The following is a 26111-nucleotide window of genomic DNA, read 5'->3' as shown; positions in this document are numbered from 1 at the left end:
AGTAACTGTACCCACTGCACCGGAGCCTGCTGCTTTTGTCCCTGATTACTGCAACGAACGCCCAGGCGACACAAAAAATCGACCTGATCATCGACACCGATCCGGGGGCTGACGACGTTGTTGCCTTGTTGTTCGCCCTGGCATCGCCGGACGAACTGAATGTCCTGGCATTGACCACTGTTGCGGGCAACGTTCGCCTGGACAAGACCTCACGCAATGCGCGACTGGCCCGGGAGTGGGCGGGGCGCGAGGAGGTGCCGGTCTATGCGGGGGCGCCTGGGCCTCTGGTGCGAGCGCCCATCTACGCCGAGGATATTCATGGCATGGAAGGGCTCTCGGGCATTGCCGTGCATGAGCCAGCTCAAGGCCTGGCCGAGGGCAGTGCGGTCACTTACCTGATCGATACCCTGAAAGCGGCCAGGCCCCACAGCATTACTATCGCCATGCTTGGCCCGCAGACCAACCTGGCTCTGGCGCTGATCCAGGAGCCGGGTATCGTCCAGGGCATCAAGGAAGTGGTGGTCATGGGTGGCGCGCACTTCAACGGCGGCAACATCACGCCGGTGGCCGAGTTCAACCTGTTCGCTGACCCGAATGCCGCCGAAGTGGTACTCAGGAGTGGCGTGAAGCTGACCTATCTGCCGCTGGATGTGACCCACAAGATCCTTACCAGCGAAGCGCGCCTGAAACAAATTGCCGCGCTGAACAACAACGCCAGCCGGCTGGTGGGCGACATTCTCAATGAATACATCAAAGGCGACATGGAACACTACGGTATCCCGGGTGGCCCGGTGCATGACGCCACGGTTGTAGCTTATCTGCTCAAGCCGCAATTGTTCAGCGGTCGCTCGGTCAACGTGGTGATCGATAGCCGCGAAGGGCCGACCCTTGGACAAACCATCGTTGACTGGCATGACGGCTTGAAAGCGCCAAAGAATGCCTTCTGGGTTGAGAGCGGTGATGCCCAGGGCTTCTTCGATCTGCTGACCGAGCGCCTGGCTCGCCTGAAGTAAGCGTCGTGCCCTGCAGGGTTCACTCCCGCCCGCTGACGGCTCAGGCCTTCTGGTCCGACAGGTGTTTCTCGAAAATCTGCTCGATGAACAACTGGGCGGCTTCGGTTCCAATATCCCTGACCAACAGGTCGATACCGATGATGGCAAGCTCTTCCGTGCTGCTTGGACTGTAAGAGCTGTGGCCGTCCTGCCACTTGGCCTTGATGTCGGCGTCGATGCTTACGGTGGTCATGATGGCGCTCGTGAAGTCGAAGAAGTCTGAGTATCGAGTTAACCATTTTGCATGGCTTTTGACACGTCGGCTTAGGCAGCATGGGAGGGCTATGCGACACTTGGTCTCTGACAACTTTTCAAGGAATGCGCCGTGCCGATCGATTTGAACTCTCCAGATGGCCTGACGCTCGAAGCTGTGCGTCAGTTGCTGGCTGGCGCCAGTGACGATGAGCACACCCAGTTGCGGGTTACCAAGGGAGGTATTGCCTACATTTCCTCGGGTGTCGTCGGCGGCACCGATATCGAGGGACTGTTGTTTCGACTCGAAACCTGGGCCAAGGGGTCCGGTTATGTCGGGCGAGTAGCGGCCAGCGATGAAGTCTGGGTGATGCAAATCTTCAATGCCTTGAAGGATAACTGGCCCAATCCACCTTACGATTACATCGACGTCTATTGAGCGTCGTTCATATTCAGTCACGATTCAGTGGTTAAGGGGAGGGCGGAGCTCAGGCAAAATCGCGGCTCGTCCGGAATGCGGGCAGGGCGCTGGCGCTGCCTGTGAAACCAAACGCGAGTCTGGTTGTCGCACGATCTCGGCTTAATCATTGAAATAAGGAGGCTTCATGCCTTGGAAGCTCGCGTCATTGGGTGCTTTGCTGGCCGTTGCCACGCTGGCAGGTTGCAGCACTACCTCTACGGAGTCGGCAACCGCTGATGTTGCGACGACTGACACGGGTTACAGTCGCTGTGAGGCGAAAGCTGCCGAGTTCACTATCGGCAAACAGGCATCGCCGCAGTTGCTTGAGCAGGCCCGTACCCGCGCAGGGGCGCAAAGCGCACGGTTCCTGCTGCCAACCGATAGGCTGACGCTGGAATACCGTTCCGATCGCCTGAACCTGAACACTGATGCCGGGCGGGTGGTGACCCGCGTGAACTGCGGCTGATCGTTCGCTTTTGTTTCAGCGATAAAAAACCCCGTCACATGGACGGGGTTTTTTTAGTGCGCCTGGAAATTACTCTGGGCGAACTTGAGCAGCTTGCATACCCTTTTGGCCTTTCTCAGCCACGAAGGAAACAGTCTGGCCTTCTTTCAGGCTTTTGAAACCGTCGCTTTCGATAGCTTTGAAGTGTACGAACAGGTCGTCACCGCCACCTTGAGGAGTGATGAAGCCGAAGCCTTTTTCATCGTTGAACCATTTAACGGTGCCGGTTTGGCGATTAGACATGGTGTATCTCCAAGAAACATATATTTTCAGTAGTACTGTGCTGCTCAGGCCAACTGGGCACACCCGGGTATCATAGTCGAAATGTTCGGTTTGGGACCCCCCCGGGCGAGCAGTTTGCTCTGCTATCGCACGCTTTTCGTTGTCGAGAATGGCTGAAGGCCCCGGTTTAAGGGGGTTTGCGCCGGAAAAGGGGCGATTAAAAAAAGCCATAAAAGCTGCATAAATTATGTGGTTCAGCGGTTTTTGGGCTGTCTTTGGCCTTCGAAACCTTCAAAACCTCTTCTTGAGCGCGTTACTTCTTGGCTTTGCACGCGGAGATTTCGGTCAGTGCGCGCTGCGCCAATTCCTGTGGTGGCGGTGTTTTCGAGTCCATCAGTTGCGCGATCTCTTTCGTGGTGAATTTCTTCTCCAGCACGTCGGCGCCGCATGCGCAGTGTTTCTTGGCTTCGGCCGGATTAATGCTTTGGCTCGCAGCTTTTGTGCAATCGCCCATGTATTGCTCTTTCACGCCTGCTGGCCAGGCGGCGTGGGCGCTCAGTGGCAGCAGCAGGGCCAGCGGGGCAGCGATGGCAAAAAGACGGATCAGGCGCATGACAGGAACTCCTTGGGGTCGATATCTGTGGCGATTCTCTGTCAATTTGAGGCGGCCCGTACATCGCAAGTTCACTCTGCGCCATAAAAGTGAGGATTTTTTCACCGTCTGATTGCGTGCGGGCCGATAACCGTTCATCTGTGCTAGCATGCCCCGCTCGGGCGTTTGCAGGCTCCGACGGACCTTCAGTCCCGGTAGCGGCAGATGCGCGATTAACCCTGATTTGAATCCCAGTCACTCTGGTTCGGTTTTCCGGTTGGCCGCAAGGCTCCTGCCGCTGTAAGGCAGGCGTTCGTCATTGAATGGCCTGGATCGGATCTTGTACTGGCTCATCCCAACCCACGTGACCTTTGGTAGGGGTCACCACTAGGAGAGGAGGCGCCATGCCAACTATTACTCTTCCCGACGGCAGTCAACGTTCATTCGATCACCCGGTTTCCGTAGCCGAGGTCGCCGCATCCATCGGTGCAGGCCTGGCCAAGGCCACCGTTGCCGGCAAGGTCAATGGCAAGCTGGTCGACGCCAGCGACATCATCGACAGCGACGCGTCGCTGCAAATCATCACGCCAAAGGATGAAGAGGGGCTGGAGATCATTCGCCACTCTTGCGCCCACCTGGTTGGCCACGCGGTCAAGCAGCTGTACCCGACCGCCAGGATGGTCATCGGTCCGGTCATCGACGAAGGTTTCTACTACGATATCGCCTACGAGCGTCCTTTTACCCCGGACGACATGGCGGCCATCGAGCAGCGCATGCAGCAGCTGATCGAGAAAGATTACGACGTGATCAAGAAAGTCACTCCGCGCGCCGAAGTGATCGAAGTGTTCAAGGCCCGTGGCGAAGACTACAAGTTGCGCCTGGTCGAAGACATGCCGAACGAGCAGGCCATGGGCCTGTACTATCACGAAGAATACGTCGACATGTGCCGTGGCCCGCACGTGCCGAACACGCGTTTCCTGAAATCCTTCAAGCTGACCAAGCTTTCCGGCGCCTACTGGCGCGGTGATGCCAAGAACGAGCAATTGCAGCGCGTCTACGGCACCGCATGGGCGGACAAGAAGCAACTGGCTGCCTATATCCAGCGCATCGAGGAAGCCGAAAAGCGCGATCACCGCAAGATCGGCAAGCGCCTGGGCCTGTTCCACACCCAGGAAGAAGCGCCGGGCATGGTGTTCTGGCACCCGAACGGTTGGACCCTGTACCAGGTGCTCGAGCAGTACATGCGCAAGGTGCAGCGCGAAAACGGCTATCTCGAGATCAAGACGCCTCAGGTCGTTGATCGCAGTCTTTGGGAAAAGTCCGGCCACTGGGCCAACTACGCCGACAACATGTTCACCACCGAGTCGGAAAGCCGCGACTATGCCATCAAGCCGATGAACTGCCCTTGCCACGTGCAAGTGTTCAACCAGGGCTTGAAGAGCTACCGTGAGCTGCCGATGCGCCTGGCCGAATTCGGTGCCTGCCACCGTAACGAGCCATCGGGTGCATTGCACGGCATCATGCGCGTGCGTGCGTTCACTCAGGACGATGCCCACATCTTCTGCACCGAAGAGCAGATGCAGGCCGAGTCCGCCGCATTCATCAAGCTGACCATGGATGTCTACGCCGACTTCGGCTTCAAGGACATCGAAATGAAGCTGTCCACTCGTCCGGAAAAGCGCGTTGGTTCCGACGAGCTGTGGGATCGCGCTGAAGCCGCATTGGCCGCAGCCCTTGATAGCGCGGGCCTGCCGTACGATCTGCAGCCGGGCGAAGGCGCGTTCTACGGTCCGAAGATCGAGTTCTCGCTGAAAGATTGTCTCGGTCGAGTCTGGCAATGTGGTACCTTGCAGCTCGATTTCAACCTGCCTGTCCGTCTGGGTGCCGAGTTCGTCTCCGAGGATAACAGCCGCAAGCATCCGGTGATGTTGCACCGGGCGATTCTGGGTTCGTTCGAGCGTTTCGTCGGAATTCTGATCGAGCACTATGAGGGTGCATTCCCTGCCTGGCTGGCGCCGACTCAGGCTGTGGTGATGAATATCACTGATAAACAGGCAGATTTTGTCACTCAGGTGGAAAAAACTCTCAACGAAAGCGGGTTTCGTGCCAAGTCTGACTTGAGAAATGAAAAGATCGGCTTTAAAATCCGCGAGCATACTTTGCTCAAGGTTCCATTCCTCTTGGTTATTGGGGATAAGGAAGTCGAGACGCAGACTGTCGCTGTGCGCACTCGTGAAGGTGCTGACCTGGGCTCGATGCCCGTCGCCCAGTTCTCCGAGTTCCTCGCGCAAGCGGTTTCCCGGCGTGGTCGCCAAGATTCGGAGTAATTATTATTAAGCGTGATATGAGACAAGATAAACGAACTGCACCGAAAGCCCCGATCAACGAGAATATCTCGGCACGCGAGGTTCGGTTAATTGGCGCTGACGGCGAGCAGATTGGCATCGTCTCGATTGATGAAGCGCTTCGTATTGCTGAAGAAGCCAAGCTTGATCTGGTAGAAATTTCCGCTGACGCAGTCCCGCCTGTTTGCCGGGTGATGGACTACGGCAAATCGATCTTCGAAAAGAAGAAGCAGATTGCTGCGGCGAAGAAGAACCAGAAGCAGATTCAGGTAAAAGAAATCAAGTTTCGTCCAGGGACGGAGGAAGGGGATTACCAGGTAAAACTACGCAACCTGGTACGTTTCCTGAGTGACGGGGACAGGGCCAAGGTATCCTTGCGATTCCGCGGCCGTGAGATGGCCCACCAGGAGCTGGGGATGGAACTCCTCAAGCGAGTTGAAGTTGACTTGCAAGAGTACGGTTCGGTCGAACAGCATCCGAAGATGGAAGGACGCCAGCTGATCATGGTCATCGCCCCGAAAAAGAAGAAGTAATCAACAGGGCACGGCAGGCCTTCTGATTATGTTTATCAATTGAATGCGGAGTATCCGAACATGCCAAAGATGAAAACCAAAAGTGGTGCTGCCAAGCGGTTTCTGAAAACTGCTAACGGCATCAAGCACAAACACGCTTTCAAGAGCCACATCCTGACCAAAATGTCGACCAAGCGTAAGCGTCAACTGCGTGGTAGCAGCCTGCTGCACCCGTCCGACGTGGCAAAAGTCGAGCGCATGCTGCGCCTTCGTTAATTTTAGTCAAGAATAGAGGAAGTAACTCATGGCTCGTGTAAAGCGTGGCGTCATTGCCCGTAAGCGTCACAAAAAAATTCTGAAACTTGCTAAAGGCTACTACGGCGCACGCTCCCGCGTATTCCGTGTTGCCAAGCAAGCGGTAATCAAGGCTGGCCAATACGCCTACCGTGACCGTCGTCAGAAAAAACGTCAGTTCCGCGCTCTGTGGATCGCTCGTATCAACGCTGGTGCTCGTATCAACGGTCTGTCCTACAGCCGTTTCATCGCCGGCCTGAAAAAAGCGTCCATCGAGATCGACCGTAAGGTTCTGGCTGATCTGGCAGTGAACGAAAAAGCGGCGTTTGCTGCGATTGTCGAGAAAGCTAAAGCCACCTTGGCTTAAGTACCCCCGACAGTCACCCGGCCTCGCATCTGTGGGGTCAGGTGTTAAACGTCATAAATAGGGGAAGAGCCTTCAAGCTCTTCCCCTATTTTGTATCTGGAGTCTGTACATGGAAAACCTGGATGCGCTCGTCTCGCAAGCTCTAGAGGCTGTGCAAAGCGCGGAAGATATCAATGCCCTGGAGCAAATCCGGGTTCACTACCTTGGCAAGAAGGGTGAATTGACTCAGGTGATGAAGACCCTGGGGAATTTGCCGGCAGAAGAGCGTCCGCAGGTCGGTGCGCTGATCAACGTTGCCAAGGAGCGTGTCACAGAGGTCCTTAATGCGCGCAAGGCATTGTTTGAAGAAGCCGATCTGGCTGCCAAACTCTCCGCCGAGTCCATTGACGTGACCCTGCCTGGCCGTGGTCAGACCTCCGGTGGTCTGCATCCGGTCACCCGCACTCTGGAACGCGTGGAACAGTTCTTCACCCGTATTGGCTACGGCATCGCCGAAGGCCCTGAGGTCGAAGACGATTATCACAACTTCGAAGCCCTCAACATCCCAGGCCATCACCCGGCCCGGTCGATGCATGACACCTTCTATTTCAATGCGAACATGCTGTTGCGTACCCATACCTCGCCGGTACAGGTCCGCACCATGGAGTCGAAGCAGCCGCCGATCCGCATCGTCTGCCCGGGCCGGGTATACCGCAGCGACTCCGATATCACCCACTCGCCGATGTTCCACCAGGTCGAAGGCCTGCTGGTCGATCGCGACATCAATTTCGCCGACCTCAAGGGCACCATCGAAGAGTTCCTGCGGGTGTTTTTCGAAAAAGAACTGGCCGTGCGTTTCCGTCCTTCGTACTTCCCGTTCACCGAGCCATCCGCTGAAGTCGACATGGAATGCGTGATGTGCAGCGGTAAAGGTTGCCGCGTCTGCAAGCAGACCGGCTGGCTGGAAGTGATGGGCTGCGGCATGGTTCACCCGAACGTGCTGCGCATGTCCGGTATCGATCCGGAAGAGTTCTCGGGCTTTGCCTTCGGCATGGGCGTTGAGCGTCTGGCCATGCTGCGTTACGGCGTGAACGACTTGCGTCTGTTCTTCGACAACGACTTGCGGTTCCTCGCGCAATTTCGCTAGTCGTAACGAATTCTTAGGAGAGCAGGATGAAATTCAGTGAACAATGGCTGCGTGGCTGGGTTAGCCCGCAGGTAAGTCGCGACGAGCTGGTTGCTCGTCTGTCGATGGCCGGTCTTGAGGTCGATAGCGTTACGCCGGCCGCCGGTGTTTTCAGTGGCGTGGTAGTGGGCGAGGTTCTGAGCACCGAACAGCACCCGGACGCCGACAAACTGCGCGTATGCCAGGTCAGCAACGGCTCGGAAACCTTCCAGGTGGTTTGCGGTGCGCCAAACGTGCGCCCGGGCCTGAAGATTCCTTTCGCCATGATCGGCGCCGAACTGCCGGGCGACTTCAAGATCAAGAAGGCCAAACTGCGTGGCGTTGAGTCCAACGGCATGCTGTGCTCGCAATCCGAGCTTCAGGTGGGTGAAGGTAATGACGGTTTGATGGAGCTGCCGGCCGACGCGCCGGTGGGCGAAGACTTCCGCGTTTATCTGGACCTGGAAGATGCCAGCATCGAGGTCGACCTGACCCCGAACCGTGGCGACTGCCTGTCCCTCGCTGGTCTGGCCCGTGAAGTCGGCGCGCTCTACGCCACTCCGGTGGTTCGCCCGGTGGTGGCGTCGGTGCCTGCCGCGCATGACGAAGTGCGCTCGGTAGAAGTTCTGGCGCCAAACGCGTGCCCGCGCTACCTGGGTCGTGTGATTCGTAACGTCGACCTGTCCAAGCCAACGCCGCTGTGGATGGTAGAGCGTCTGCGTCGCGCGGATGTGCGCAGCATTGACGCTGCCGTCGACATCACCAACTACGTGATGCTGGAGCTGGGTCAGCCGCTGCACGCCTTCGATCTCGCCGAAATCAACGGCGGCATCCGTGTGCGCATGGCCGAAGAGGGCGAGAAGCTGGTGCTGCTCGACGGTCAGGAAGTCAGCCTGCGTAGCGATACGCTGGTGATTGCCGACCATTCCCGCGCACTGGCAATTGCCGGCGTCATGGGTGGCGAGCACAGCGGTGTTTCCTCGACCACACGTGATGTGTTCCTGGAAAGTGCCTTCTTCGACCAGATCGCCGTAGCAGGCAAGGCCCGCTCCTATGGCCTGCACACCGATGCATCGCATCGCTATGAGCGTGGCGTGGACTGGCAACTGGCGCGCGAAGCCATGGAGCGCGCGACTGGCTTGCTGCTGGACATCACCGGTGGTGAAGCGGGTCCGATCATCGAGACCGTCAGCGAACAGCACCTGCCGAAAATTGCCCCGGTCACCCTGCGTGCCCAGCGCATTACCCAGATGCTGGGTATGGAAATGGATTCGGCTGAAGTGGAGCGTTTGCTCAGCGCTTTGGGCCTGACCATTACCGCTGACGGGGCAGGGCAGTGGCGTGTAGACGTGCCAAGCCATCGTTTCGATATCAGCCTGGAAGTCGACCTGATCGAAGAACTGGCACGCCTGTACGGCTACAACCGTTTGCCGGTTCGTTATCCGCAAGCGCGTCTGGCGCCGCAAGCCAAGGCAGAGGCACGCAGCGAGCTGCCTGAGCTGCGCCGTCTGCTGGTTGCCCGTGGCTTCCAGGAAGCCATCACCTACAGCTTCATCGATCCGAAACAGTTCGAGTTGTTCAATCCGGGTGTGGAGCCATTGCTGCTGGCCAATCCGATTTCCAACGACATGGCCGCCATGCGTTCGTCCTTGTGGCCAGGTCTGGTCAAGGCGCTTCAGCACAACCTGAACCGCCAGCAAGATCGCGTGCGTCTGTTCGAAAGTGGCCTGCGTTTTGTTGGTCAGCTCGAAGGCCTGAAGCAAGAGCCGATGCTGGCCGGTGTGGTTTGCGGCAGCCGTCTGCCGGAAGGTTGGGCGCAGGGCCGCGATACTGTCGACTTCTTCGACGTCAAGGCAGATGTGGAGGCGGTGCTGGGCTTTGCCGGTGCGCTGGATGCGTTCACTTTTGTGCCAGGCAAACACCCGGCGTTGCACCCAGGTCAAACCGCGCGCATCGAGCGTGATGGTCGTCTGGTTGGATTCATTGGCGCGATCCATCCGGAATTGTCGAAAACCCTCGGTCTCGACCGTCCGGTCTTTGTCTTCGAACTGGTGCTGGCGGAAGTCGCGTCGGGCAAAATGCCGGAATTCCACGAGTTATCGCGCTTTCCTGAAGTGCGTCGTGACCTTGCACTGATTGCGCACAAAGACGTTGCAGCCACGGCTGTACTGGATGTAATCCGTGAAAATGCAGGCGAATGGCTGACAGACCTCAGGCTATTTGACGTGTATCAGGGTAAAGGCATTGATCCTGATAGAAAAAGCCTCGCAGTCGGCTTGACCTGGCAGCATCCATCGCGCACTCTTAATGACGATGAGGTGAATACCGCAACGCAAAACATCCTCACCTCGCTCGAACAAAGGTTGAACGCCACGTTAAGGAAGTGACGTATGGGGGCTCTGACGAAAGCTGAGATGGCGGAACGTCTGTATGAAGAGCTGGGCCTGAATAAGCGGGAGGCCAAGGAATTGGTCGAACTGTTTTTTGAAGAAATCAGGCACGCGCTCGAAGACAACGAACAAGTCAAATTGTCCGGTTTCGGCAATTTCGACCTTCGGGACAAACGCCAGCGGCCTGGCCGCAATCCGAAAACGGGGGAAGAAATCCCGATCACGGCTCGCCGTGTGGTCACCTTTCGTCCAGGGCAGAAGTTGAAGGCCCGAGTTGAGGCTTATGCTGGAACCAAGTCATAACGACGAGCTCCCCGTCATCCCGGGCAAACGCTACTTCACCATTGGTGAAGTCAGCGAGCTGTGTGCGGTAAAACCGCACGTGCTGCGCTACTGGGAGCAGGAGTTTCCTCAGCTCAACCCTGTCAAACGCCGCGGAAACCGCCGGTATTATCAGCGCCAGGACGTGCTGATGATCCGGCAGATCCGCGCGCTTCTTTATGATCAGGGGTTCACCATCGGCGGAGCGCGCCTGCGTTTGTCCGGTGATGAAGCCAAAGACGACACCACCCAATACAAACAAATGATCCGCCAGATGATCGCCGAGCTCGAAGATGTACTGATGGTGCTCAAGAAATAAATTCCTGCTTTTAAATACTTCCAGTTTTCAAAAGCTTGCGATATATTCTTGAGCGTTCCTCGAGATGAGGAACAGGTTACACGCCTAGTCGGGGCGTAGCGCAGTCCGGTAGCGCACTAGCATGGGGTGCTAGGGGTCGAGTGTTCGAATCACTCCGTCCCGACCATATTTTTCAATGACTTAGGCCAATGTTCACAGCATTGGCCTTTTTCATGTGCGTGACTTTTGCGTGACTCCTCGATTTTTCACGCTTGTTTCCTCTTCAAGATCGTCAGGACCGGTCCACGCGAATCGGTGGCTGATACCATGTTCGCAGCCTCAATCAGATGCCCCAGCTCAGCGCCCGAGTAGTGACTGGTGATGCTGCCGTTCTTGTGATCCAGAAGCGCCTTGCGGTCCTCCTCGGCTACCTGAGCTCTGCGCCGATTTTGTGGCGGCCGGGCCTGATGAATCCTCGGTGCACGCACCGTTGGACAATACTTGTTGCTCCACGCCGAACGCCTGGTAGATGTTCAGGAGGACCGTCGAGCCATCCGCGTCCAGCGCCAGGCCGTTGAGGGCGCCCATGCGCTGGAGTTCATGGGGGGCGTCGAGTTGTCGCCGTGCTTTGCTCAAGCGGGCATTGACCACGCCCTGTGCTGCCTGCAACTCCGACGCCTGACCAAAGGCACGAATGCCCTGAATTTCGGCGGCCTTGATGGTGAAGCGCTGCGGCAGGTGCATGGTGTTGAACGGAATCAACTGCCGCTTGCTGGCACCGGTCACCAGACCCGAAGTACCCCGTTCACCCGTCGGTACCAGGGCCAGGGTGTCGCCGTCCTTTTCGATTTGCACCGTCAGAGTGGTGATGCCCTCTTCCTGAAACAGGCCCAGGCTGCTGATGCGACCCGGCAGGTACTCCTGGTCGTTGATCGCCGCCGTCAGCGAAGACACGGAAAGGGTTTTGACCAGACTCATATGTTGACCGGTGTTAGATCCGGAGATCCCGGTATAGCGATGGAGGCCTTACAGAACAAGGCCTGCGATGACCTTCAAGAAACAACCATAGGAGAGGATTCAAACGCATGAAAAAGACTCTTCGCCCTGAGTTCTCCCGCCAGCCAATCCCGATGGCCGTCTGCAATGAGTGCCGGGGTTCGGCCACCATGAATGGGCTCTACGGCCCTCGGCCTTGCATGAAACGCAGTGTCTCCGGCTGGGTGTCGATCGACACTGGGGAAGCGTTACCGCTTGAAGACCTGGTCTTTCAAGTGAGCCTGAAACTACAGCAGGTCCAGCAGCAGATCGAAGCATTGAAAAGTGTGCCGACAGTGTCTGGCCGGGCTGCACAGTACCAACATAACAACCGTCGCGGTGCAGGCGGAACCAACTTCACAGGGGATTGAACACATGAACACTCGCAAGCCGGCAGACCGAGCTTTGGACGATACTGAATATCTGTTGGAGCAGTGGGGATGGTGGCGTGTGGATGGGATGGGTGTTCCCGGGCATGTATCTCCGACGCTTGCACTTATGCGACTGTTCACACCACAAGCCACTGCAACCAGAGGCTATTGCATTACCGATGACTGGGCGCTTGCCATCGATGAGGCTGTGGCTAGGCTTTTACATCGTGATCAGCAAATGAGGGAAATTATTTGGTTGTACTACGGTGCCAAGTGGCCAATGGTGCGTGTGGGCAAGTATTACGGGATCAGTGAGGGCAAAACGAGGGAGCTGGCTAGGGCAGGGGTTGCCTGGATTGATCGTGCTATTGACGGCATCAGACAGGCCGCCTGATGCAACATCGGGAAACAGCTGAAGTGGCGACGGCGCTAAAAAAAATACACTACTCTTTCCCGTCTTTTTCGTATCGCGACACCACTAGACCGTTTGGTCATCCACTGGCAGATAAATTTGAGCAGATGACCTTATGAAAGACTCCACTCGTTATGCCGACTATTTGCACGTGATTGGCGCGGGTCGCCGCGAGATACCTATGCGTGAACTGGTATCAGCCCCAGTTCGCAATGCCGATGGCTGCTGGCAGGCTGCTCCTCATCGAACTGCGAAATTGCGGTGGGGCGAGATTGCCGCCATCCTCAAACCCTACCTCAAAGTCCGACTAATGGAGCAGGTTCGCGCCGTGGTGCCATTGGCACTGTATCTGGCGCTTTTCCAGATCATTATCCTGCGTCAGCTAGTAGACGATTCACTGCTGGTGGCTGGTGGCTTGTTCGCTGTGATCGTCGGTTTGATGCTGTTTATGGAAGGGCTGAAACTTGGCCTAATGCCTTTCGGCGGTATCATCGGCAGCAACCTTCCACGCAAGTCATCCTTGCCCGTTGTTCTGCTGATTACTTTGCTGTTAGGAATCGGGGTGACTTTCGCTGAACCGGCTATTGGTGCACTACGTGCCGCCGGGCAGAACGTCTCTGCGGAGCGCGCGCCGTACCTCTGGGCGATCCTCAACCAATGGACCAGCGAACTGGTTTTGGTTGTGGGGGCTAGTGTCGGTCTGGCCGCTGTTACAGGCACGCTCCGATTCATTTACGGCTGGAGCCTGAAGCCGTTTATCTATTTTTCGCTGGTGCCGGTTTTGTTGTTGACGGTTTATATGGCTAGCGATCCTGAACTTGCCAAGGTTATCGGTCTGGCATGGGACGCAGGCGCGGTCACCACCGGGCCAGTCACTGTGCCTCTGGTGTTAGCGTTGGGTATTGGCATTGCGGCTGCTGCGGGCAAAGGCGGCTCAGGGCTATCCGGATTCGGTATTGTCACATTGGCCTCATTGTTTCCTGTCATAGGGGTAATGCTGTTGGCCCTCTTTGTGGCTGCTATCTCCACGCCAGCGGAAATCATCGCCGCTGCCCACACCGCGAATAGCATCGGACTTCAGGCTTCAAATTGGTACACGATTAGCCCAGGACTTGAGATAGTTTCGGGGCTACGAGCCATTGTGCCTTTGGTTATTTTTCTACTGATCGTATTGAAGCTACTACTGCGTCAAAGCTTGCCACGGCGGAATGAGATCTTTCTCGGCATCGCCCTGACTGTTGTTGGAATGTGTGTGTTCAATCTCGGGCTAACTTACGGCCTATCAAAGCTAGGAGGGAGTGCAGGGACACTTATCCCGACGGCCTTCATGCAGATTCCGGGCATTGACAATTCCCCACTCTATTTATATGAGGTCGGACTGATACTCGCCTTGGGCTTCGCGTGGGTACTTGGGTACGGTGCGACTGTCGCTGAACCCGCGCTGAATGCCCTAGGCGTCACCGCAGAGAGCCTTACCAACGGCTTTATCCGCAAACGGAGTCTGATACGTGCGGTATCGATAGGCGTAGCGAGCGGTATCGCCGTGGGTGTGGCCAAGCTGGTGTTCGACCTTCCACTGGTATGGCTGGTTGTGCCGCCCTATCTATTTGCTGCGTTGCTGACATTTTTTTCGAGCGAAGAGTTTGTCAATGTGGCTTGGGATAGCGCGGGTGTCACTACAGGGCCAATCACCGTACCGCTCGTTCTGGCCATGGGGCTGGGACTGGGCAATGCAACCAATGCCGTTGAGGGTTTCGGAATTCTTTGTATGGCATCTGTTGGCCCGGTCATCAGTGTCATGCTCCTCGGACAGTGGGCCCGTGTCCAAGCGTGGAGGTCGACAAAACTCACCACTGAGCAGCCTACGAATCAAATATTGGGTACAGGAGAAGTGAGATGAAAGCTCAAGGAATTACTTACCTTACCGACGTTGCATTGATTACGTGCATTGTCGCCGTCGGGCGCGGAGATCTGGTGATCCGTGCGGCTCAGGGCATGGGGGCGCCAGGCGCCATTGTCCACCACGCCCAAGGATTTGGTCCCCGTGAGCGTCTCGGCCTGCTCAGCATTGCCATTGATGCGGAGAAAGAAGTGGTTAGCCTGCTAGTAGCTGCCGATTACCAGGACGCGGTACTCGAGGCTATCTATCGCGCGGCCGAATTGGATGTTCCCGGCGCCGGCATGATTTATGCGACCCCTGTGGAAAAGGTGGCTACCTACATTCCGCGCGAAATACTCGAACAAGGAAAAACTTCGTGAGCGGGGCGGTAATGGTTGTACCGGGTGGAGCTGCAAAACTCATCAGTTGTGTATTGCCCGATAATGGGATGGACCGCCACCTACTGCAATTGTTGCGTGATACTTATGGAATTACGCGGATGGACAGCGTTAGCTGTCGCAGTGTACCCGTGCTACAGGCCGCCAAAGCACACCGCAATGAGGTACCAGAGGCGTCTCTCTCCAGGATGGTAAGCGTGGTGGTGGATGTAGCCGAGTCCGAGGCGGTGTTCGACTTCATCTGTACTCATGCAGGGCTAACTGAACCGGGCAGCGGTACGGTGTATATGGTTGCGCTGACTTTCGCGTCACCTCTGGTGATGCCAGTGGACGTGCCTCAAGAGCTTGATGCCAGGAGGGAAAATATTTAGTAGGAATATTGCCTGTCACCGGCCTGGTCGAATTATCGGTTTGCACCGGCATTGAGTTGGTCTGTTTGCCGTACGGATTGACAGAGTTCCTGAGTCCTCTAAGCCTTCAAGTATTGAGTGCCAAAGAGCCCATTAAAATCAGCGGACATTTCGGAAACAGTTTTTACGTATGCAAAAATTAAAAGTTTTTCCGCGCGGAATAGATCTGTTTTTATAGCAGTGTGAATTGCTATGAACACAGCGTGACGCCTTTTGAAGCCCGGCTATGATGTCGGGCTTTTTATGCCTGCTGTCCCGAAAACTCCGGATCTGCGCTGATTTCGTGCATCTTGGAATAGACCGAATTTTAAGCCTCGCCCTCGTGCGGGGCTTTTTAGTTTTTTGCCCTGCCACACCCATCCAGGGGGCCATGCGTAAGCATTTATTGCCGTCGGCTGGCGAGTCGGGCGCGAAACTGTGCAGGTGTCACCGCGTGGATCGTCCTGAAGCTGACAGTCAGATGGCTCTGGCTGCTGAAGCCGCACTCCTGAGCGATATGCGCGATAGGCATTTCCGAGAGGGTCAGTAGTTTCCGGGCTTGTTCCAGGCGGGTAGCCAGCACATAACGGTGCACCGGCATGCCCACGGCTTCCTGAAACAGGCGCCGGAAATGCGCCGAGCTGACACCGGCGCAACTGGCAAGGGCATCCACTGACAGATCGCCCGCCAGATTCCGATGGATCTGGTTCAGCACCGCCTGCAGGCGTGAAAAGTGTGCGTAGCGTGGGCTGATGCTGACGCTGCAAGGCGTGGTCAGCAGTCGATAGCTCTGCTCCAGCATCAACGCCGCCAGCCGTGCCATATAGCCTTGGTCAGCGCCCAGGCCTTTATAAAGTTCGCTCACCAATTGTTGCGCTGCGGCGCCTGTCAGTTGATCGCTGAACGATAGCGGCTGCCCACGCGATTCGACCAAAAGTTCCAGGTTGGCGGTGATGTCGTTACCGCCCTCGAGAAAGTAAAAGACCACGAAATCCACCGGGCCCGTGTAGTGCCAATGCGTGGAAACCCCTCGTGGCACCAGTATCGACTGAGTCGGCAAATTCTGGCTGCGCGGCTGGCTCTGCTGGCCCTCATGCACCGTACCGCCACCAAACTGATTGAGCAGCGCCATGCAGTCGAGCCCGGAAACCACGCGCTCGCCGGTCTGGTACATGTAGCGCTCGACGAACAGAGGGATCTCGCCGTGGATATGCCCTTCGAGAATGGGCGTCTGGCCCAGCTGCTTCCGTACGGAAAGCCAGTTCGGACGTGACAAGCTCGGCACTCCTCAATGAGCGGATTTTGATAAATATAGCGGCATTTGCTGAAAGGCACCACCGCGCTCCAGGGGCAAGATGGCAACCGTAAAAACAAGAGCGCGAGGTGCCGAAGATCATGCAACTGAAAACCCGATTGACTCTGCCAAGCGTGGGCCTGACCGGCTTCGAGACTCCGCTCGCTGAGGAGGAAGCAGCCATCCAGGCTTCGGTTCATCGATTTGCCCGCGAGGTACTGCGACCCCTGGGCGCCGAGCTGGACAAGATGAGCGCCGACAAGGTGGTCGCGTCCGGTTCCCCTTACTACGAGGTTTTCGCCGAGTACGCCAAGCTGGGTTTGAGTCCCGAGCTGTTGGGCGAGCTGCCGCCGGAAATGGCCGTGCGCCTGGAGTCCCTGATCGGCGAGGAACTGGGCTGGGGTGACGCCGGGCTGGGCGTGTCCCTCGGTGCGGCTGGCTTTCCGCTGCAGATGGCGGTGGCGGCCCAGAATCAGGAACTGGTGGAGCTGTGCGCCGACAAGATCGGCTGCTGGGTGATCACCCAGCCGGACAAAGGCAGTGATGTGCAGGTGTTCGACATGGCCCGCGAGTGGGTCCCCGGCCAGCCCGGCAACAAGGGCAACCTGTGGGGGCGCTTGTGCGGTGACGACATAGTGATCAACGGCCAGTGTTCCGCATGGGTGTCGAACGGCGCGGTGGCCCAGGTGGCCCTCTGCTACATAAGCGCCGACTATGGCGACGGTTTCTTCGCGGCGGATGGCCGCCCCCACGGCATGGCGGTGATAGTGCCCCTTGACCTGCCGGGTGTGACACGCGGCAGCCCGCTGGACAAGATTGGTCAGCGCGCCCTGCCGCAGGGCGAGATCTACTTCGATAACGTGCGCGTGCCCAGGCGCTATGCGGTGGCATTGCGCGACGAGTACTACGGCAACATGGCTTCGGCCTGGTCTTTTGCCGGGACCCACATGTCCCAGGTGTTCACCGGGCTGGCGCGCGCCGCCTTCGAGATGGCGCTGCAGTACTGCCATGAGCGCAAGCAGGGTGGCCGTTTGCTGATCGACCATCAAATGACCCGCTATCGACTCGGCGACATGCTGCGTCGGGTCGAGCTGGCACGCGCCACGGCCCGCCGCTCGCTGGCCTTCGCGCGCCTTTCCCCAAGCAGCCATCCCTACGCAACCGCTTCGGCCAAGGTGACCGTCACCGAAGAGGCGATGCGTGTGGCCGACGAAGCGCTGCAACTGTTCGGCGGGGCCGGCACTTCGCGTGAATACCCCATCGAAAAGCTGTTCCGGGATGCCCGCGCCGCGCTGATCGAAGATGGCGAGAACCGGGTACTCACCATGCGCCTGGGGTTGCTGGCTCAGCAGCTATATGCCGAAGGCTGGGCGCAGAACTGAATTCCTTGATCCAACAAAAATTATGAGGACATGCAATGGCCAAGTATCCAGTAGTTGTCTACGGCGCCAGTGGTTACACCGGTATGCTGATCATGGACTGGTTGATCGACCAGAACATTCCCTTCACGGCCGTGGCCCGCAGCGCCGCCCGCGTCAAGGAAATGATGGCGCAGAGAGTGGTGCGCCTGGAGTCGGCCACCTGCGAGATCATCGAGTGCGAGCACAATGTGGAGGCTCTGACCAGGGCCTTCACTGGCGCCAAGGTGGTATGCAACACCGTAGGGCCTTTCGTCAACTTCGGCCTGGTGGGCGTCGAAGCCGCGCTCAAGGCCGGCTGCCACCACATCGATACCACCGGTGAGCAGAGCTATATCCGCGCCGTTCGCGACCGGTTTGGCGAGCTGTATCGTCAGGCCGGTCTGTTGGTGTCGCCGTCCCTGTCCTACATGTACAGCTTCGCGGAAATAGCCGCCGAGCTGGCCCTGGAACACCCGGGTATCGATGCGCTGGAAACCAGCACCCTGTGCCGCGGTCCGCGTGAGGGCGCTGCCGGAGTGACTGTGGGCTCCACCGCGTCCATCTTCGAGATGCTGCGTGTCCAGCAATGCTACCTGTGGGACGGCAAGTTAAAGGAGCATGCGGCCAACGCTTCGTTCCAGGTCACCTCGCCGCACTTCATGCAGCCGGTCTTCGCCCTGCCGTGGGGCGGCACTTCGTTGCCGGTCTATTTCGAGAACGACTCCCGCGTGCGCAGCTGCATCTCCTGCGTCGGCTTCTACGACAACGACGTGATGCAGAAGGTGCATCAGCTGGGATACAAGTGGGAGCAGGAGTACAAGAACCTGACCGGCGAGCAGCAGGATGCGGTGATCAAGCAGGTCGTCGACTCCACAACGCCGAGCATGCCTGCGCGCGAACGTACCACCCAGGTGCGAATGGTCGATACCGCCATCGGCCGGGGCCAGCTTTCCGCCGTGCGCGCCGAGGTATTCGGCACAACCGCCTATATCGCGACCGGTGCGCTGCAGGCCGCCGGCGTCATCAAGCTGCTCGACGGCGAAACCAACAAGGTGGGCTTCGCCTCCGGCTCCAAAGCCTTTGGCCACCGCTACCTGCTGGGCTTCCTGGAAGAGCGCGGCCTGGCCCGCGCCACAATGACCCAGCTGTAACCATCTGTCAGGCGCACGGCTCCTTGCGACGGGGCCGTGCCCATTGCGAGGAGCCCCATGGCTATCATCGACTTCTTTGACCGCGGCTGGCGCGGTAATCCGCAGGGCAGCGCCTATATACAGGACGACCGCCACTACAGCTTCGAGGAGGTGGGAGAGCTTTCCTGCCGTATCGCCAATGCCCTGTTGGCGGAAGGGCTGCCCAAAGAAACCAGGGGCGCTGTCTGGGCAGGCAACGACGTCACCGCCTGGACATGCACCCTGGGGTTGTGGCGCGCCAACATGTGCTGGATTCCGGTGGGCGCGCGCAACTCGGTGGATGAGAACCACCATGTGCTGGATAGCTTCGGCTGCGAGGTACTGTTCTTCCAGCAAGCCTTCGCCGACACCATCGCCGGACTGCAACCACGCCTGCCGGAAATCAAGCGTTGGATCTGCGTAGACGGCGAGGCTCCGATGGTAATCGGCAGCATCCCGCTGCAACACTGGGTGGTGCATCAGTCGACTGACAGACCCGTGGTGCAGGTGAATCTGGACGACGTGATCATGCTGTCCGCCACCGGCGGTACCACGGGTGCGCCCAAAGGGGTGATGAACACCCACCGCAGCGCGCAAACCTTCTGCGCACACTTCATGATGCGCTGCAGCTATGGTGGCAACGAGCGCCCCGTCAACCTGGCGGCGGCGCCCATGACCCACACCGCCGGGCTGCTGTCACTGCCCTGCACTGCGCTGGAGGGCACTGTGGTCGTGGTGACCAAGCCCGATCCGGCGCTGCTGCTCAGTGCCATTGCCAAGTACCGGGTCACGGAATTCTTCCTGCCCCCCACGGTGATCTATCGCCTGCTCGACATTCCGGGTCTGAAGGAGAAGGCGGATTTCTCCTCCCTCAGGTACTTCATGTACGGCGCCGCGCCCATGTCGGTGGACAAGCTCAAGCTGGCTATAGAGACCTTCGGCCCGGTGATGATGGGCGGTTATGGCCAGACGGAAGCCCCTGCCTCCATAGCCTTCCTGCGCCCGGATGAGCACTTCGACAGCGCTGGCAATATCGCCTCGGACGAGCGCCTGTCCTCGGTAGGGCGTCCCAATCCGTTGATCCGCTGCGAGGTCATGAGCGACGACGGCACGATCTTGCCTCAGGGCGCGACCGGCGAAATCTGCGTGCACGGTGACCTGGTGATGAAGGGCTATTACCAGGCACCGGACAAGACCGCCGAGACCATCGTCGACGGCTGGCTACACACCGGCGATATCGGCCATCTCGACGCCGAAGGCTACCTGCACATCACTGATCGCAAGAAGGACATGATCATCTCCGGCGGATTCAACGTCTACCCAAGCGAAGTGGAACAGGTGCTGTGGAGCCATCCGGCGATACAGGACTGTGCGGTGATCGGGGTGCCCGACGCGCAGTGGGGCGAGGCGGTGAAGGCCATGGTGGAGCTCAACGCCGGCCAGGAGGTCGAAGCCGAAGAGCTGATCGCACTGTGCAAGGAAAGACTCGGTTCGCTAAAGGCACCCAAGAGCGTCGACTTTGTTGCGGTTCTGCCGCGCAGCCCGGCGGGCAAGGTGCTGAAGAAGGAACTGCGCGCGCAGTTCTGGGCCAGCCAAGAGCGCAGGATCTAGAGCCATGAGTGATATCTATATCGCAGGTATTGCCATGACGGTGTTCGGCCGGCATCTGGAACGCAGCCTCGAGGACCTGGCCGGTGAAGCCCTGCATGGCGCCTTGAGGGATGCCCGCTGCAGCGCCGCAGATGTAGGCGTGGCCTATTATTCGGGCATGACCAACGGTCTGTTGCAGGGCCAGATCGCCATTCCCGGCCAGGTCGTTTTCAGCAAGATCGGCATCCACAGCATTCCGATCTTCAATGTGGAAAATGCTTGCGCCTCCGGCAGCTCGGCGGTGCATCTGGCGGTGCAGAGCCTCAAGGCCGGCGCCACGGATGTGGCGCTGGCATTGGGCGCCGAGAAGATGAACATCAGCGACAAGGCCAAAGCCTTCGCTGTGTTCGAAGGCGGCTGGGATGTGTCGCGGGCGGAGGAAAACTACCGAACCCTGGTGAGGATGGGAGAGGGTGTGGAGATTCCCGAGGGCTCTGAGTCGGATCGGCCCTACAGCAAATTCATGGCCATCTACGCTGCCATGTGTCTTTTCCATATGCGCACATTCGGTACCACTCAACGGCAGATCGCCGCGGTGTCCGCCAAGAATCATGGGCACTCGGTGCACAATCCCTATTCGCAGTTTCGCAAGCCTTACTCCATCGACGAAATCCTTGCGGCGCCTCCTGTCACCTATCCCATCACCTTGCCGATGTGTGCGCCCCTTACCGACGGTGCAGCGGCTGCGATCCTCTGCACCGAGGACGGGCTGAAGCGGATTGGTGCAGACAGGAAGCGCTGCATCCGCATCGCCGCCAGTGTGATCCAGAGTTTCAGCCATCGGCCGCTGGAAAGGCCGGAGTTGCATCTGGGCCGGCGTGCCGCCGATCTGGCCTACGATATGGCCGGCCTGGGGCCGCAGGACATGCATGTGGCCGAAGTGCACGACGCCTCTGCCATGGGCGAGATCATTCAGGCGGAAAACCTGGGCCTGGCCCCGTTGGGCGGGGGTGGGCCGGCCGCGGAACGCGGTGATTTCACGCTCGGCGGACGCATCCCTATCAATACCTCAGGCGGTCTGGAGTCCAAGGGGCACCCATTGGGTGCCACGGGTATAGGCCAGTTGTACGAACTGGTGACGCAATTGCGCGGCGAGGCGGGCGAGCGCCAGGTGGTGGGCGCGCGCCATGCTATTCAGGAAAACGGTGGCGGTCTGCAGGGCGTAGAAGAAGCCGCGTTGGCCGTCCACATTCTGAGCAAATAGAGAACGAAAAGAAGATGAACAAGCTCCTGAAAATCGGCTGTCTGGCCATCTACCTGCTGGCACTCGCGGGCCTCTTCATTGCGCTGCCCTTCGGCGCCGAAATACCTTTGCGCTATGTGGCTGCCATTCTGCTCGCGGCCCATCTGCTGGAGACGTTTTTCATGTTCCGCCATGTGCGCCGCTACCCGGGGCCGTTGGCGATCAGCTTGTTGCTGACGCTGCTGTTTGGCTTCCTGCACTGGTGGCCGCTGCGCCAGCAATGAGTTGTGGCCTGTGGTCGGGCGTGTATGCCCCGATGCACGGAAACCTGAATCGGCTCTGGAGAAATGAGCATGTTTGAGAACAAAGTCGTGGTAATCACCGGAGCTGGCTCTGGCATTGGCCGAGCGCTGGCCGTGCAGTTCTCCGAGGCAGGCGCCCATCTCGCACTATCGGACATCAACGAGTCGGGTTTGCAGGGCACTCTGAAGCAGCTCGCGCCAGGCGTCGAAGCACGCACCTACCGGGTGGACGCGTCTGTTCGGGCCGAGGTATTCGCCCATGCCGAAGAGGTGCTGCGCGACTTCGGAGCGGTCCATTACCTGATCAACAATGCCGGTGCCACTCTGGTTGGCTCCGTGGCCAATACCGACATCGACGAATACGAATGGCAGCTGAACATTAATCTCTACGGTGTGCTGTATGGCACCAAGGCGTTCCTGCCGAGCATGCTGCGACAAGCCGAAGGCTGCATCGTCAACATTTCCAGCATCTTCGGTCTGTTCGCCTATCCCTGCCAGAGTGCCTACAACATGTCGAAATTTGCGGTGCGCGGCCTCACCGAGTGCCTTTGGCAGGAACTGAGGGGGACGGGTGTTCGTGCGGTGTGCGTACACCCAGGTGGCATCAAGACCAACATCGAGCGCGCAGGTCGGCGCGTGAAACTGGCCGGGGACATGGAAGGGGTATTTGCCGGCAAGGCCGAGAAATTGCTGGTGACCCCTCCGCAAGCGTGCGCGGCCGACATCATTGACGGATTGCGCAAGCGGAAGAAGCGAATCCTGACCGGGCATCTGTCGCGCACGACCTACTGGCTGGTGAGGCTATTGCCCAACGCCTACCCGAGCATTCTGCGCTGGCTTGGCTAATCTGCACAGATTCAAGGCGTGCGGGTATGCGCCATGGGAGTCAGTGCTCGATTGCTGACTCGGAGGGAAATACCTGTTTGAAGGGGGTGTCGACTACTACACCCCTCGTTATAGGGGGCGCGCGGCATGGCTGGATCACCGTAGGTTGTCGTGCTGCCGCAGGGCGAGGCATAGCCTGCACCAGCGTCAGCCAGTACCTCTTACAAGAACAATGGAGCGAAGCCGTGCCGGGTTCGATGCAGGACTACCCCCTGGTTTTTTCCTCTGTGCTCGAACCTGCGCTCAGGTCCGATCTGGTGACGATGTCATAAATGTAAACCGAGACGGATGCGGTGCTTCCTGGCTGGCAAGCAACCGGTATATGGAACGATACTGGGAGGCACGAGTTTTTTTTCCTGCTGGAGGCGATGTAAGTGGAGAAAATGGAGCCTGAGCTGGTACTCAAGACCACGCCACCGAGGAGCCAGAAGACCGCCTTTCGCCGTGAGCGCCTCAGTCTTGAGGTGGACGAACTGTCCTCCCGCATGGCTATCTCGGTGCATGCTCCGGCCGGTTTCGGTAAGACCTGGTTATTGGCTCAATGGCGCCGTGAGCTCCTTTCACGCGGCGCCGTTGTTGCATGGCTGACGCTGGATGGTCGCGACGACAGCATCCGTTTCGTCCAGGGGTTGGCCGCGGCCATGCTGGTGGCCAGCGGCCGTCAGGCGTTCGCCAGGTCGGCCAACCAGGCCATGAACCGCCGCGATGCCCTCGGTGATCTGACGGAATGGCTCGCGGAGGTGGCCGACCTGGGCGGCGAGGTAGCGCTGATGCTCGACGAGGTCGACGCTCTATCGGACGCCGCCGTCCGCGTGGCCTTGACCTACCTGCTGCACAACGCGCCGGCCAATCTGCGGGTGCTGATGGCCTCCCGCCGCCGCCTCAATCTGCAGGCCGCCGAGCTGCAGGCCCGCGGAGCGTTTCTCGGGCTTGGCCTGGAGGCCATGCGCTTTCGCGTCGAGGAAACGGTTGCAGTGCTCGCCGGTCGTTTCGGCGATAGTCTCGACATCGACCTGAGGGTGGCACTGCACGAGCTCACCGAAGGCTGGCCGCTGGGACTGCAACTGGCAGTGGCGGCCATGGAGCGAAGCGCCGCTCCCGAACGCGCCATCGACGAGCTCAAGGCTTGTACCGGCGATATACAACGCTACTTCGTCGACAGCCTGGTGGAGAAGCTGCAGCCGGACCAGGTCGATTTCCTTGTTTGCATCGCTCTGCCGGAGAACTTGCATCCCGAGCTGTGCGTGGCACTGAGCGCCGATCCACGGGCCGGGGAACTGATGGCCGAGCTGTGCGCCAGTACGCCAATCTTCGCCGAAGGCCAGGGCAGCGAATGGGTGCGTATCCATCCGCTGGCCCGTGAGTTCCTTCAACAGCGTGTGGCCCTGCTGCCGCAGTCACGGCGTAGCGAATTGCACAGGCGCGCTGCGGTCTGGCTGGAGTCTCACGGCTTCTTCGAGGAGGCTGCACGGCACTACCTGAGTGCTGGCCTGCCGACCCAAGCCTATAACATGATCGAGCAGTGCCTGTATGAGGTCATGCTGCGCGGCCAATTCAGCCGAGTCATCGAGTGGAAAAGTGAGCTGCCTGCCGTAGAGGTAGAGTCGCGGCCACGTATGTGCCTGGCGGTAGCCTGGGCACTGGCGATGAGCGACAACCCTGAGCAGGCCCGGTATCTGATCGCCAAGTTGCAATTCGATCCGGCGATCGATGAGGAGGCAAGTTGCGAGGCCGCCGCTATCGCTTCCGCAGCGGCCTATTTTGCCGACCGTCCAGATGAGTCCCAGGCCATTATCGGACGCTGGATTGAATCTCCCCCCAAGACCTCGGTCAAGGCGCTGGCGCTCTTGGCCAACCAACAATCACGTCTCGCGTTGTTTCGTGGTCAGCCGGAAGTGGCGCGCCGCGTCTGCCGCAGGGCCCCACAGTACCGCTGGGCGGAGGGCCTGGATGCCATCCGCGGCTTCTCCGAGTGGGTGATCGGCGCCAGCTACCTTTGGGAAGGACGCATGGTGCCGGCTGCGGAGAGCCTGCGCAGCACTTTGATGCAGGCTGAGCAGGACATTGGTCGACGCAGCACGGTGGCTACTTTCCTGGCAAGCTCGCTCGCTGCGGTTTTGCTGGAATGCAACGAGCTTGATGAAGCGGCCACCACATTGGCGAACCGTTTGGACGTGATCGAGCGACTGGCCAGCCCCGATGCAATCGTTTTCGGTTTCGTCACGGCAGCCCGGCTGGCGGGACTCACTGGGCAGGCGCATCGTAGTCACGACCTGCTCGAGGCTCTATACGCGCTGGGTGATGAGCGTGGTGTACCGAGATTCCACCTCATGTCGCTCGGGGAGCAGATCCGCCAGCACGCGCTGCAAGGTCGGGTGGATACATGTCAGGTGCTCTGGCGCCAGCTGGAAGAGCGGATTCCGCCGTGCTTCCAGGACCCCGATAGCCTGCTGGCACCGGAGCTGCGCCTTTGCGTTTGCGTGGCTCGTGCCTATGTGCTGTTGGTGCAACGCGGCTGGCCCGAATTGTTGTCCGCCGCCAACGAACTGCACGAACACGCCAGCCGGTTGCGGCGTGGTCGGGAGGTGGTACAGGCCTTGTTGTTCAAGGCATTGGCGCTTCACGAGTCGGGGCGCGATGGTCAGGCCCATTTGCATGAAGCGCATAGCCTGGCGATGGAGTACGGTATGCGCCGCGTACTGCTGGACACCCTCCCGCAGTCGGCTCGCTGGGCACCAGCGCAGAGCGAGTCCGTGGAACTCCTGTCCCGCCTCCCTGCCGCGGAGCATGTTGTCCGGACTCAGGCTGCCAAGGTGTCACCAAGCCGCCTCCTTACACCCAAGGAGCAGGAGGTGCTGCAGTTGCTGGCTCGCAACTTGTCCAACAAGCAGATCGCGCTCGCTCTCAATGTCGGTGAGGAGACGGTCAAATGGCACCTGAAGAATCTCTTCGGCAAGTTCCAGGCCGGCACGCGCCGGCATGTGGTGGATCGTGCCTACATGCTCGGTATCATCGAGGTCGAGCGCTAGTCCTGGCAGTCAGCTTGCACA

26 protein-coding genes, 1 tRNA gene and 2 pseudogenes are annotated in these 26111 nt (G+C 58.8%); 23 read left to right on the top strand and 6 right to left on the bottom strand.

Annotated elements, in window-relative coordinates; all coding sequences use genetic code 11:
• Positions 1-5 precede the first annotated feature (5 nt).
• Positions 6-1013 carry a nucleoside hydrolase gene (locus CAG47_RS00340; protein WP_143515787.1) on the top strand — a complete coding sequence of 336 codons (1008 nt, stop codon included), beginning with the start codon at positions 6-8 and terminating at the stop codon, positions 1011-1013.
• A gap of 40 nt (positions 1014-1053) precedes the next feature.
• Here the strand turns inward: CAG47_RS00340 and CAG47_RS00335 are convergent, their stop codons facing one another.
• A complete protein-coding gene (locus CAG47_RS00335; protein ID WP_085722951.1) occupies positions 1054-1245 on the bottom strand; it encodes a hypothetical protein in 192 nt (63 codons plus the stop codon).
• A 132-nt stretch (positions 1246-1377) separates the two neighbouring features.
• On the opposite strand from CAG47_RS00335, the gene CAG47_RS00330 reads away from it, so the two are divergent.
• Positions 1378-1683 (top strand): hypothetical protein, encoded by a 306-nt coding sequence (locus CAG47_RS00330; RefSeq protein ID WP_085722950.1) that lies wholly within the window; start codon positions 1378-1380, stop codon positions 1681-1683.
• A 166-nt stretch (positions 1684-1849) separates the two neighbouring features.
• Positions 1850-2170 (top strand): I78 family peptidase inhibitor, encoded by a 321-nt coding sequence (locus CAG47_RS00325; RefSeq protein ID WP_085722949.1) that lies wholly within the window; start codon positions 1850-1852, stop codon positions 2168-2170.
• A gap of 69 nt (positions 2171-2239) precedes the next feature.
• On the opposite strand, the gene CAG47_RS00320 is transcribed toward CAG47_RS00325, so the two are convergent.
• Both CAG47_RS00320 and CAG47_RS00315 read right to left on the bottom strand, forming a co-directional pair.
• Positions 2240-2452, bottom strand: a complete 213-nt coding sequence (locus tag CAG47_RS00320; protein WP_003179963.1) for a cold-shock protein — start codon at positions 2450-2452, stop codon at positions 2240-2242.
• Between the two features lie 292 nt (positions 2453-2744).
• A complete protein-coding gene (locus CAG47_RS00315) occupies positions 2745-3044 on the bottom strand; it encodes a hypothetical protein (protein ID WP_085722948.1) in 300 nt (99 codons plus the stop codon).
• Positions 3045-3427: 383 nt separating this feature from the next.
• Here CAG47_RS00315 and thrS point away from each other — a divergent pair, with 383 nt between their 5' ends.
• The 9 genes from thrS to CAG47_RS00270 all read left to right on the top strand — a co-directional run bounded on the left by thrS (position 3428) and on the right by CAG47_RS00270 (position 10881).
• Positions 3428-5350 carry a threonine--tRNA ligase gene (gene thrS / locus CAG47_RS00310; RefSeq protein ID WP_085722947.1) on the top strand — a complete coding sequence of 641 codons (1923 nt, stop codon included), beginning with the start codon at positions 3428-3430 and terminating at the stop codon, positions 5348-5350.
• A complete protein-coding gene (gene infC / locus CAG47_RS00305; protein ID WP_175377598.1) occupies positions 5350-5901 on the top strand; it encodes a translation initiation factor IF-3 in 552 nt (183 codons plus the stop codon). The genes thrS and infC overlap by 1 nt, the downstream gene beginning before the upstream one ends.
• A 60-nt stretch (positions 5902-5961) precedes the next feature.
• The gene (gene rpmI, locus CAG47_RS00300) at positions 5962-6156 is read left to right on the top strand and encodes a 50S ribosomal protein L35 (RefSeq protein ID WP_002553160.1); all 195 of its coding nucleotides are present in this window, start codon (positions 5962-5964) and stop codon (positions 6154-6156) included.
• Positions 6157-6184: 28 nt separating this feature from the next.
• Positions 6185-6541 (top strand): 50S ribosomal protein L20, encoded by a 357-nt coding sequence (rplT, locus tag CAG47_RS00295; RefSeq protein ID WP_007905879.1) that lies wholly within the window; start codon positions 6185-6187, stop codon positions 6539-6541.
• 109 nt (positions 6542-6650) lie between these two features.
• Complete coding sequence (gene pheS / locus CAG47_RS00290; RefSeq protein WP_007992477.1) at positions 6651-7667, top strand: phenylalanine--tRNA ligase subunit alpha; 1017 nt, start codon at positions 6651-6653, stop codon at positions 7665-7667.
• A gap of 26 nt (positions 7668-7693) precedes the next feature.
• Positions 7694-10072 carry a phenylalanine--tRNA ligase subunit beta gene (gene pheT, locus CAG47_RS00285; RefSeq protein ID WP_085722945.1) on the top strand — a complete coding sequence of 793 codons (2379 nt, stop codon included), beginning with the start codon at positions 7694-7696 and terminating at the stop codon, positions 10070-10072.
• A gap of 3 nt (positions 10073-10075) precedes the next feature.
• The gene (ihfA, locus tag CAG47_RS00280) at positions 10076-10378 is read left to right on the top strand and encodes an integration host factor subunit alpha (protein ID WP_002553164.1); all 303 of its coding nucleotides are present in this window, start codon (positions 10076-10078) and stop codon (positions 10376-10378) included.
• On the top strand, positions 10359-10715 hold the full coding sequence (locus CAG47_RS00275) for a MerR family transcriptional regulator (RefSeq protein WP_085722944.1): 357 nt from the start codon (positions 10359-10361) through the stop codon (positions 10713-10715). Before ihfA ends, CAG47_RS00275 begins: the two co-directional genes overlap by 20 nt.
• 89 nt (positions 10716-10804) lie before the next feature.
• Positions 10805-10881 (top strand) — tRNA-Pro (locus tag CAG47_RS00270).
• 79 nt (positions 10882-10960) lie between these two features.
• On the opposite strand, the pseudogene CAG47_RS00265 reads toward CAG47_RS00270, so the two are convergent.
• Both CAG47_RS00265 and CAG47_RS00260 read right to left on the bottom strand, forming a co-directional pair.
• Positions 10961-11137: pseudogene (locus CAG47_RS00265) on the bottom strand (site-specific integrase); the annotation flags it as partial.
• A gap of 43 nt (positions 11138-11180) precedes the next feature.
• A pseudogene (locus tag CAG47_RS00260) lies at positions 11181-11672 on the bottom strand (major capsid protein); the annotation flags it as partial.
• A gap of 107 nt (positions 11673-11779) precedes the next feature.
• Here CAG47_RS00260 and CAG47_RS00255 point away from each other — a divergent pair.
• The 4 genes from CAG47_RS00255 to CAG47_RS00240 all read left to right on the top strand — a co-directional run bounded on the left by CAG47_RS00255 (position 11780) and on the right by CAG47_RS00240 (position 14771).
• Complete coding sequence (locus CAG47_RS00255) at positions 11780-12100, top strand: hypothetical protein (RefSeq protein ID WP_085722942.1); 321 nt, start codon at positions 11780-11782, stop codon at positions 12098-12100.
• 4 nt (positions 12101-12104) lie between these two features.
• Positions 12105-12494 (top strand): antiterminator Q family protein, encoded by a 390-nt coding sequence (locus CAG47_RS00250; RefSeq protein ID WP_085722941.1) that lies wholly within the window; start codon positions 12105-12107, stop codon positions 12492-12494.
• A 133-nt stretch (positions 12495-12627) separates the two neighbouring features.
• Positions 12628-14412 (top strand): DUF1538 domain-containing protein, encoded by a 1785-nt coding sequence (locus CAG47_RS00245; RefSeq protein WP_085722940.1) that lies wholly within the window; start codon positions 12628-12630, stop codon positions 14410-14412.
• Complete coding sequence (locus CAG47_RS00240; RefSeq protein WP_085722939.1) at positions 14409-14771, top strand: P-II family nitrogen regulator; 363 nt, start codon at positions 14409-14411, stop codon at positions 14769-14771. Before CAG47_RS00245 ends, CAG47_RS00240 begins: the two co-directional genes overlap by 4 nt.
• A gap of 810 nt (positions 14772-15581) precedes the next feature.
• Here the strand turns inward: CAG47_RS00240 and CAG47_RS00230 are convergent.
• Positions 15582-16454, bottom strand: a complete 873-nt coding sequence (locus CAG47_RS00230) for a helix-turn-helix domain-containing protein (protein WP_085722937.1) — start codon at positions 16452-16454, stop codon at positions 15582-15584.
• Between the two features lie 119 nt (positions 16455-16573).
• Between CAG47_RS00230 and CAG47_RS00225 the strand changes: the two genes are divergently transcribed.
• The 7 genes from CAG47_RS00225 to CAG47_RS00195 all read left to right on the top strand — a co-directional run bounded on the left by CAG47_RS00225 (position 16574) and on the right by CAG47_RS00195 (position 26090).
• Complete coding sequence (locus CAG47_RS00225) at positions 16574-17854, top strand: acyl-CoA dehydrogenase family protein (protein ID WP_177408898.1); 1281 nt, start codon at positions 16574-16576, stop codon at positions 17852-17854.
• A 35-nt stretch (positions 17855-17889) separates the two neighbouring features.
• Positions 17890-19023 (top strand): trans-acting enoyl reductase family protein, encoded by a 1134-nt coding sequence (locus CAG47_RS00220; protein ID WP_085722936.1) that lies wholly within the window; start codon positions 17890-17892, stop codon positions 19021-19023.
• Between the two features lie 57 nt (positions 19024-19080).
• Positions 19081-20652, top strand: coding sequence for a class I adenylate-forming enzyme family protein (locus CAG47_RS00215; RefSeq protein ID WP_085722935.1), 1572 nt, complete (start codon positions 19081-19083; stop codon positions 20650-20652).
• A 4-nt stretch (positions 20653-20656) separates the two neighbouring features.
• The gene (locus tag CAG47_RS00210) at positions 20657-21895 is read left to right on the top strand and encodes a thiolase family protein (protein ID WP_085722934.1); all 1239 of its coding nucleotides are present in this window, start codon (positions 20657-20659) and stop codon (positions 21893-21895) included.
• Positions 21896-21909: 14 nt separating this feature from the next.
• Positions 21910-22158, top strand: coding sequence for a hypothetical protein (locus tag CAG47_RS00205; RefSeq protein ID WP_085722933.1), 249 nt, complete (start codon positions 21910-21912; stop codon positions 22156-22158).
• A 69-nt stretch (positions 22159-22227) separates the two neighbouring features.
• Positions 22228-23022, top strand: coding sequence for an SDR family oxidoreductase (locus CAG47_RS00200; protein ID WP_085722932.1), 795 nt, complete (start codon positions 22228-22230; stop codon positions 23020-23022).
• A 422-nt stretch (positions 23023-23444) separates the two neighbouring features.
• Entirely contained in the window at positions 23445-26090 is a 2646-nt protein-coding gene (locus CAG47_RS00195) for a LuxR C-terminal-related transcriptional regulator (RefSeq protein ID WP_256577363.1), read from the top strand.
• Positions 26091-26111 lie beyond the last annotated feature (21 nt).

The sequence above is a fragment of the Pseudomonas sp. R37(2017) genome (assembly GCF_002113375.1).
GTDB lineage: Bacteria > Pseudomonadota > Gammaproteobacteria > Pseudomonadales > Pseudomonadaceae > Aquipseudomonas.
Note: the sequence above shows the minus strand (reverse complement) of the source record. Positions and strands in the feature narration are given on the sequence as shown.

Bases quoted from the DNA above. Each gene is read 5' to 3' on its own strand.
- CAG47_RS00335 (WP_085722951.1), bottom strand. From the start codon at position 1,245: ATGACCACCGTAAGCATCGACGCCGACATCAAGGCCAAGTGGCAGGAC.
- CAG47_RS00325 (WP_085722949.1), top strand. From the start codon at position 1,850: ATGCCTTGGAAGCTCGCGTCATTGGGTGCTTTGCTGGCCGTTGCCACG.
- CAG47_RS00320 (WP_003179963.1), bottom strand. From the start codon at position 2,452: ATGTCTAATCGCCAAACCGGCACCGTTAAATGGTTCAACGATGAAAAA.
- CAG47_RS00315 (WP_085722948.1), bottom strand. From the start codon at position 3,044: ATGCGCCTGATCCGTCTTTTTGCCATCGCTGCCCCGCTGGCCCTGCTG.
- thrS (WP_085722947.1), top strand. From the start codon at position 3,428: ATGCCAACTATTACTCTTCCCGACGGCAGTCAACGTTCATTCGATCAC.
- rpmI (WP_002553160.1), top strand. From the start codon at position 5,962: ATGCCAAAGATGAAAACCAAAAGTGGTGCTGCCAAGCGGTTTCTGAAA.
- rplT (WP_007905879.1), top strand. From the start codon at position 6,185: ATGGCTCGTGTAAAGCGTGGCGTCATTGCCCGTAAGCGTCACAAAAAA.
- pheS (WP_007992477.1), top strand. From the start codon at position 6,651: ATGGAAAACCTGGATGCGCTCGTCTCGCAAGCTCTAGAGGCTGTGCAA.
- pheT (WP_085722945.1), top strand. From the start codon at position 7,694: ATGAAATTCAGTGAACAATGGCTGCGTGGCTGGGTTAGCCCGCAGGTA.
- ihfA (WP_002553164.1), top strand. From the start codon at position 10,076: ATGGGGGCTCTGACGAAAGCTGAGATGGCGGAACGTCTGTATGAAGAG.
- CAG47_RS00275 (WP_085722944.1), top strand. From the start codon at position 10,359: ATGCTGGAACCAAGTCATAACGACGAGCTCCCCGTCATCCCGGGCAAA.
- CAG47_RS00255 (WP_085722942.1), top strand. From the start codon at position 11,780: ATGAAAAAGACTCTTCGCCCTGAGTTCTCCCGCCAGCCAATCCCGATG.
- CAG47_RS00250 (WP_085722941.1), top strand. From the start codon at position 12,105: ATGAACACTCGCAAGCCGGCAGACCGAGCTTTGGACGATACTGAATAT.
- CAG47_RS00245 (WP_085722940.1), top strand. From the start codon at position 12,628: ATGAAAGACTCCACTCGTTATGCCGACTATTTGCACGTGATTGGCGCG.
- CAG47_RS00240 (WP_085722939.1), top strand. From the start codon at position 14,409: ATGAAAGCTCAAGGAATTACTTACCTTACCGACGTTGCATTGATTACG.
- CAG47_RS00225 (WP_177408898.1), top strand. From the start codon at position 16,574: ATGCAACTGAAAACCCGATTGACTCTGCCAAGCGTGGGCCTGACCGGC.
- CAG47_RS00220 (WP_085722936.1), top strand. From the start codon at position 17,890: ATGGCCAAGTATCCAGTAGTTGTCTACGGCGCCAGTGGTTACACCGGT.
- CAG47_RS00215 (WP_085722935.1), top strand. From the start codon at position 19,081: ATGGCTATCATCGACTTCTTTGACCGCGGCTGGCGCGGTAATCCGCAG.
- CAG47_RS00210 (WP_085722934.1), top strand. From the start codon at position 20,657: ATGAGTGATATCTATATCGCAGGTATTGCCATGACGGTGTTCGGCCGG.
- CAG47_RS00205 (WP_085722933.1), top strand. From the start codon at position 21,910: ATGAACAAGCTCCTGAAAATCGGCTGTCTGGCCATCTACCTGCTGGCA.
- CAG47_RS00200 (WP_085722932.1), top strand. From the start codon at position 22,228: ATGTTTGAGAACAAAGTCGTGGTAATCACCGGAGCTGGCTCTGGCATT.
- CAG47_RS00195 (WP_256577363.1), top strand. From the start codon at position 23,445: ATGGAGCCTGAGCTGGTACTCAAGACCACGCCACCGAGGAGCCAGAAG.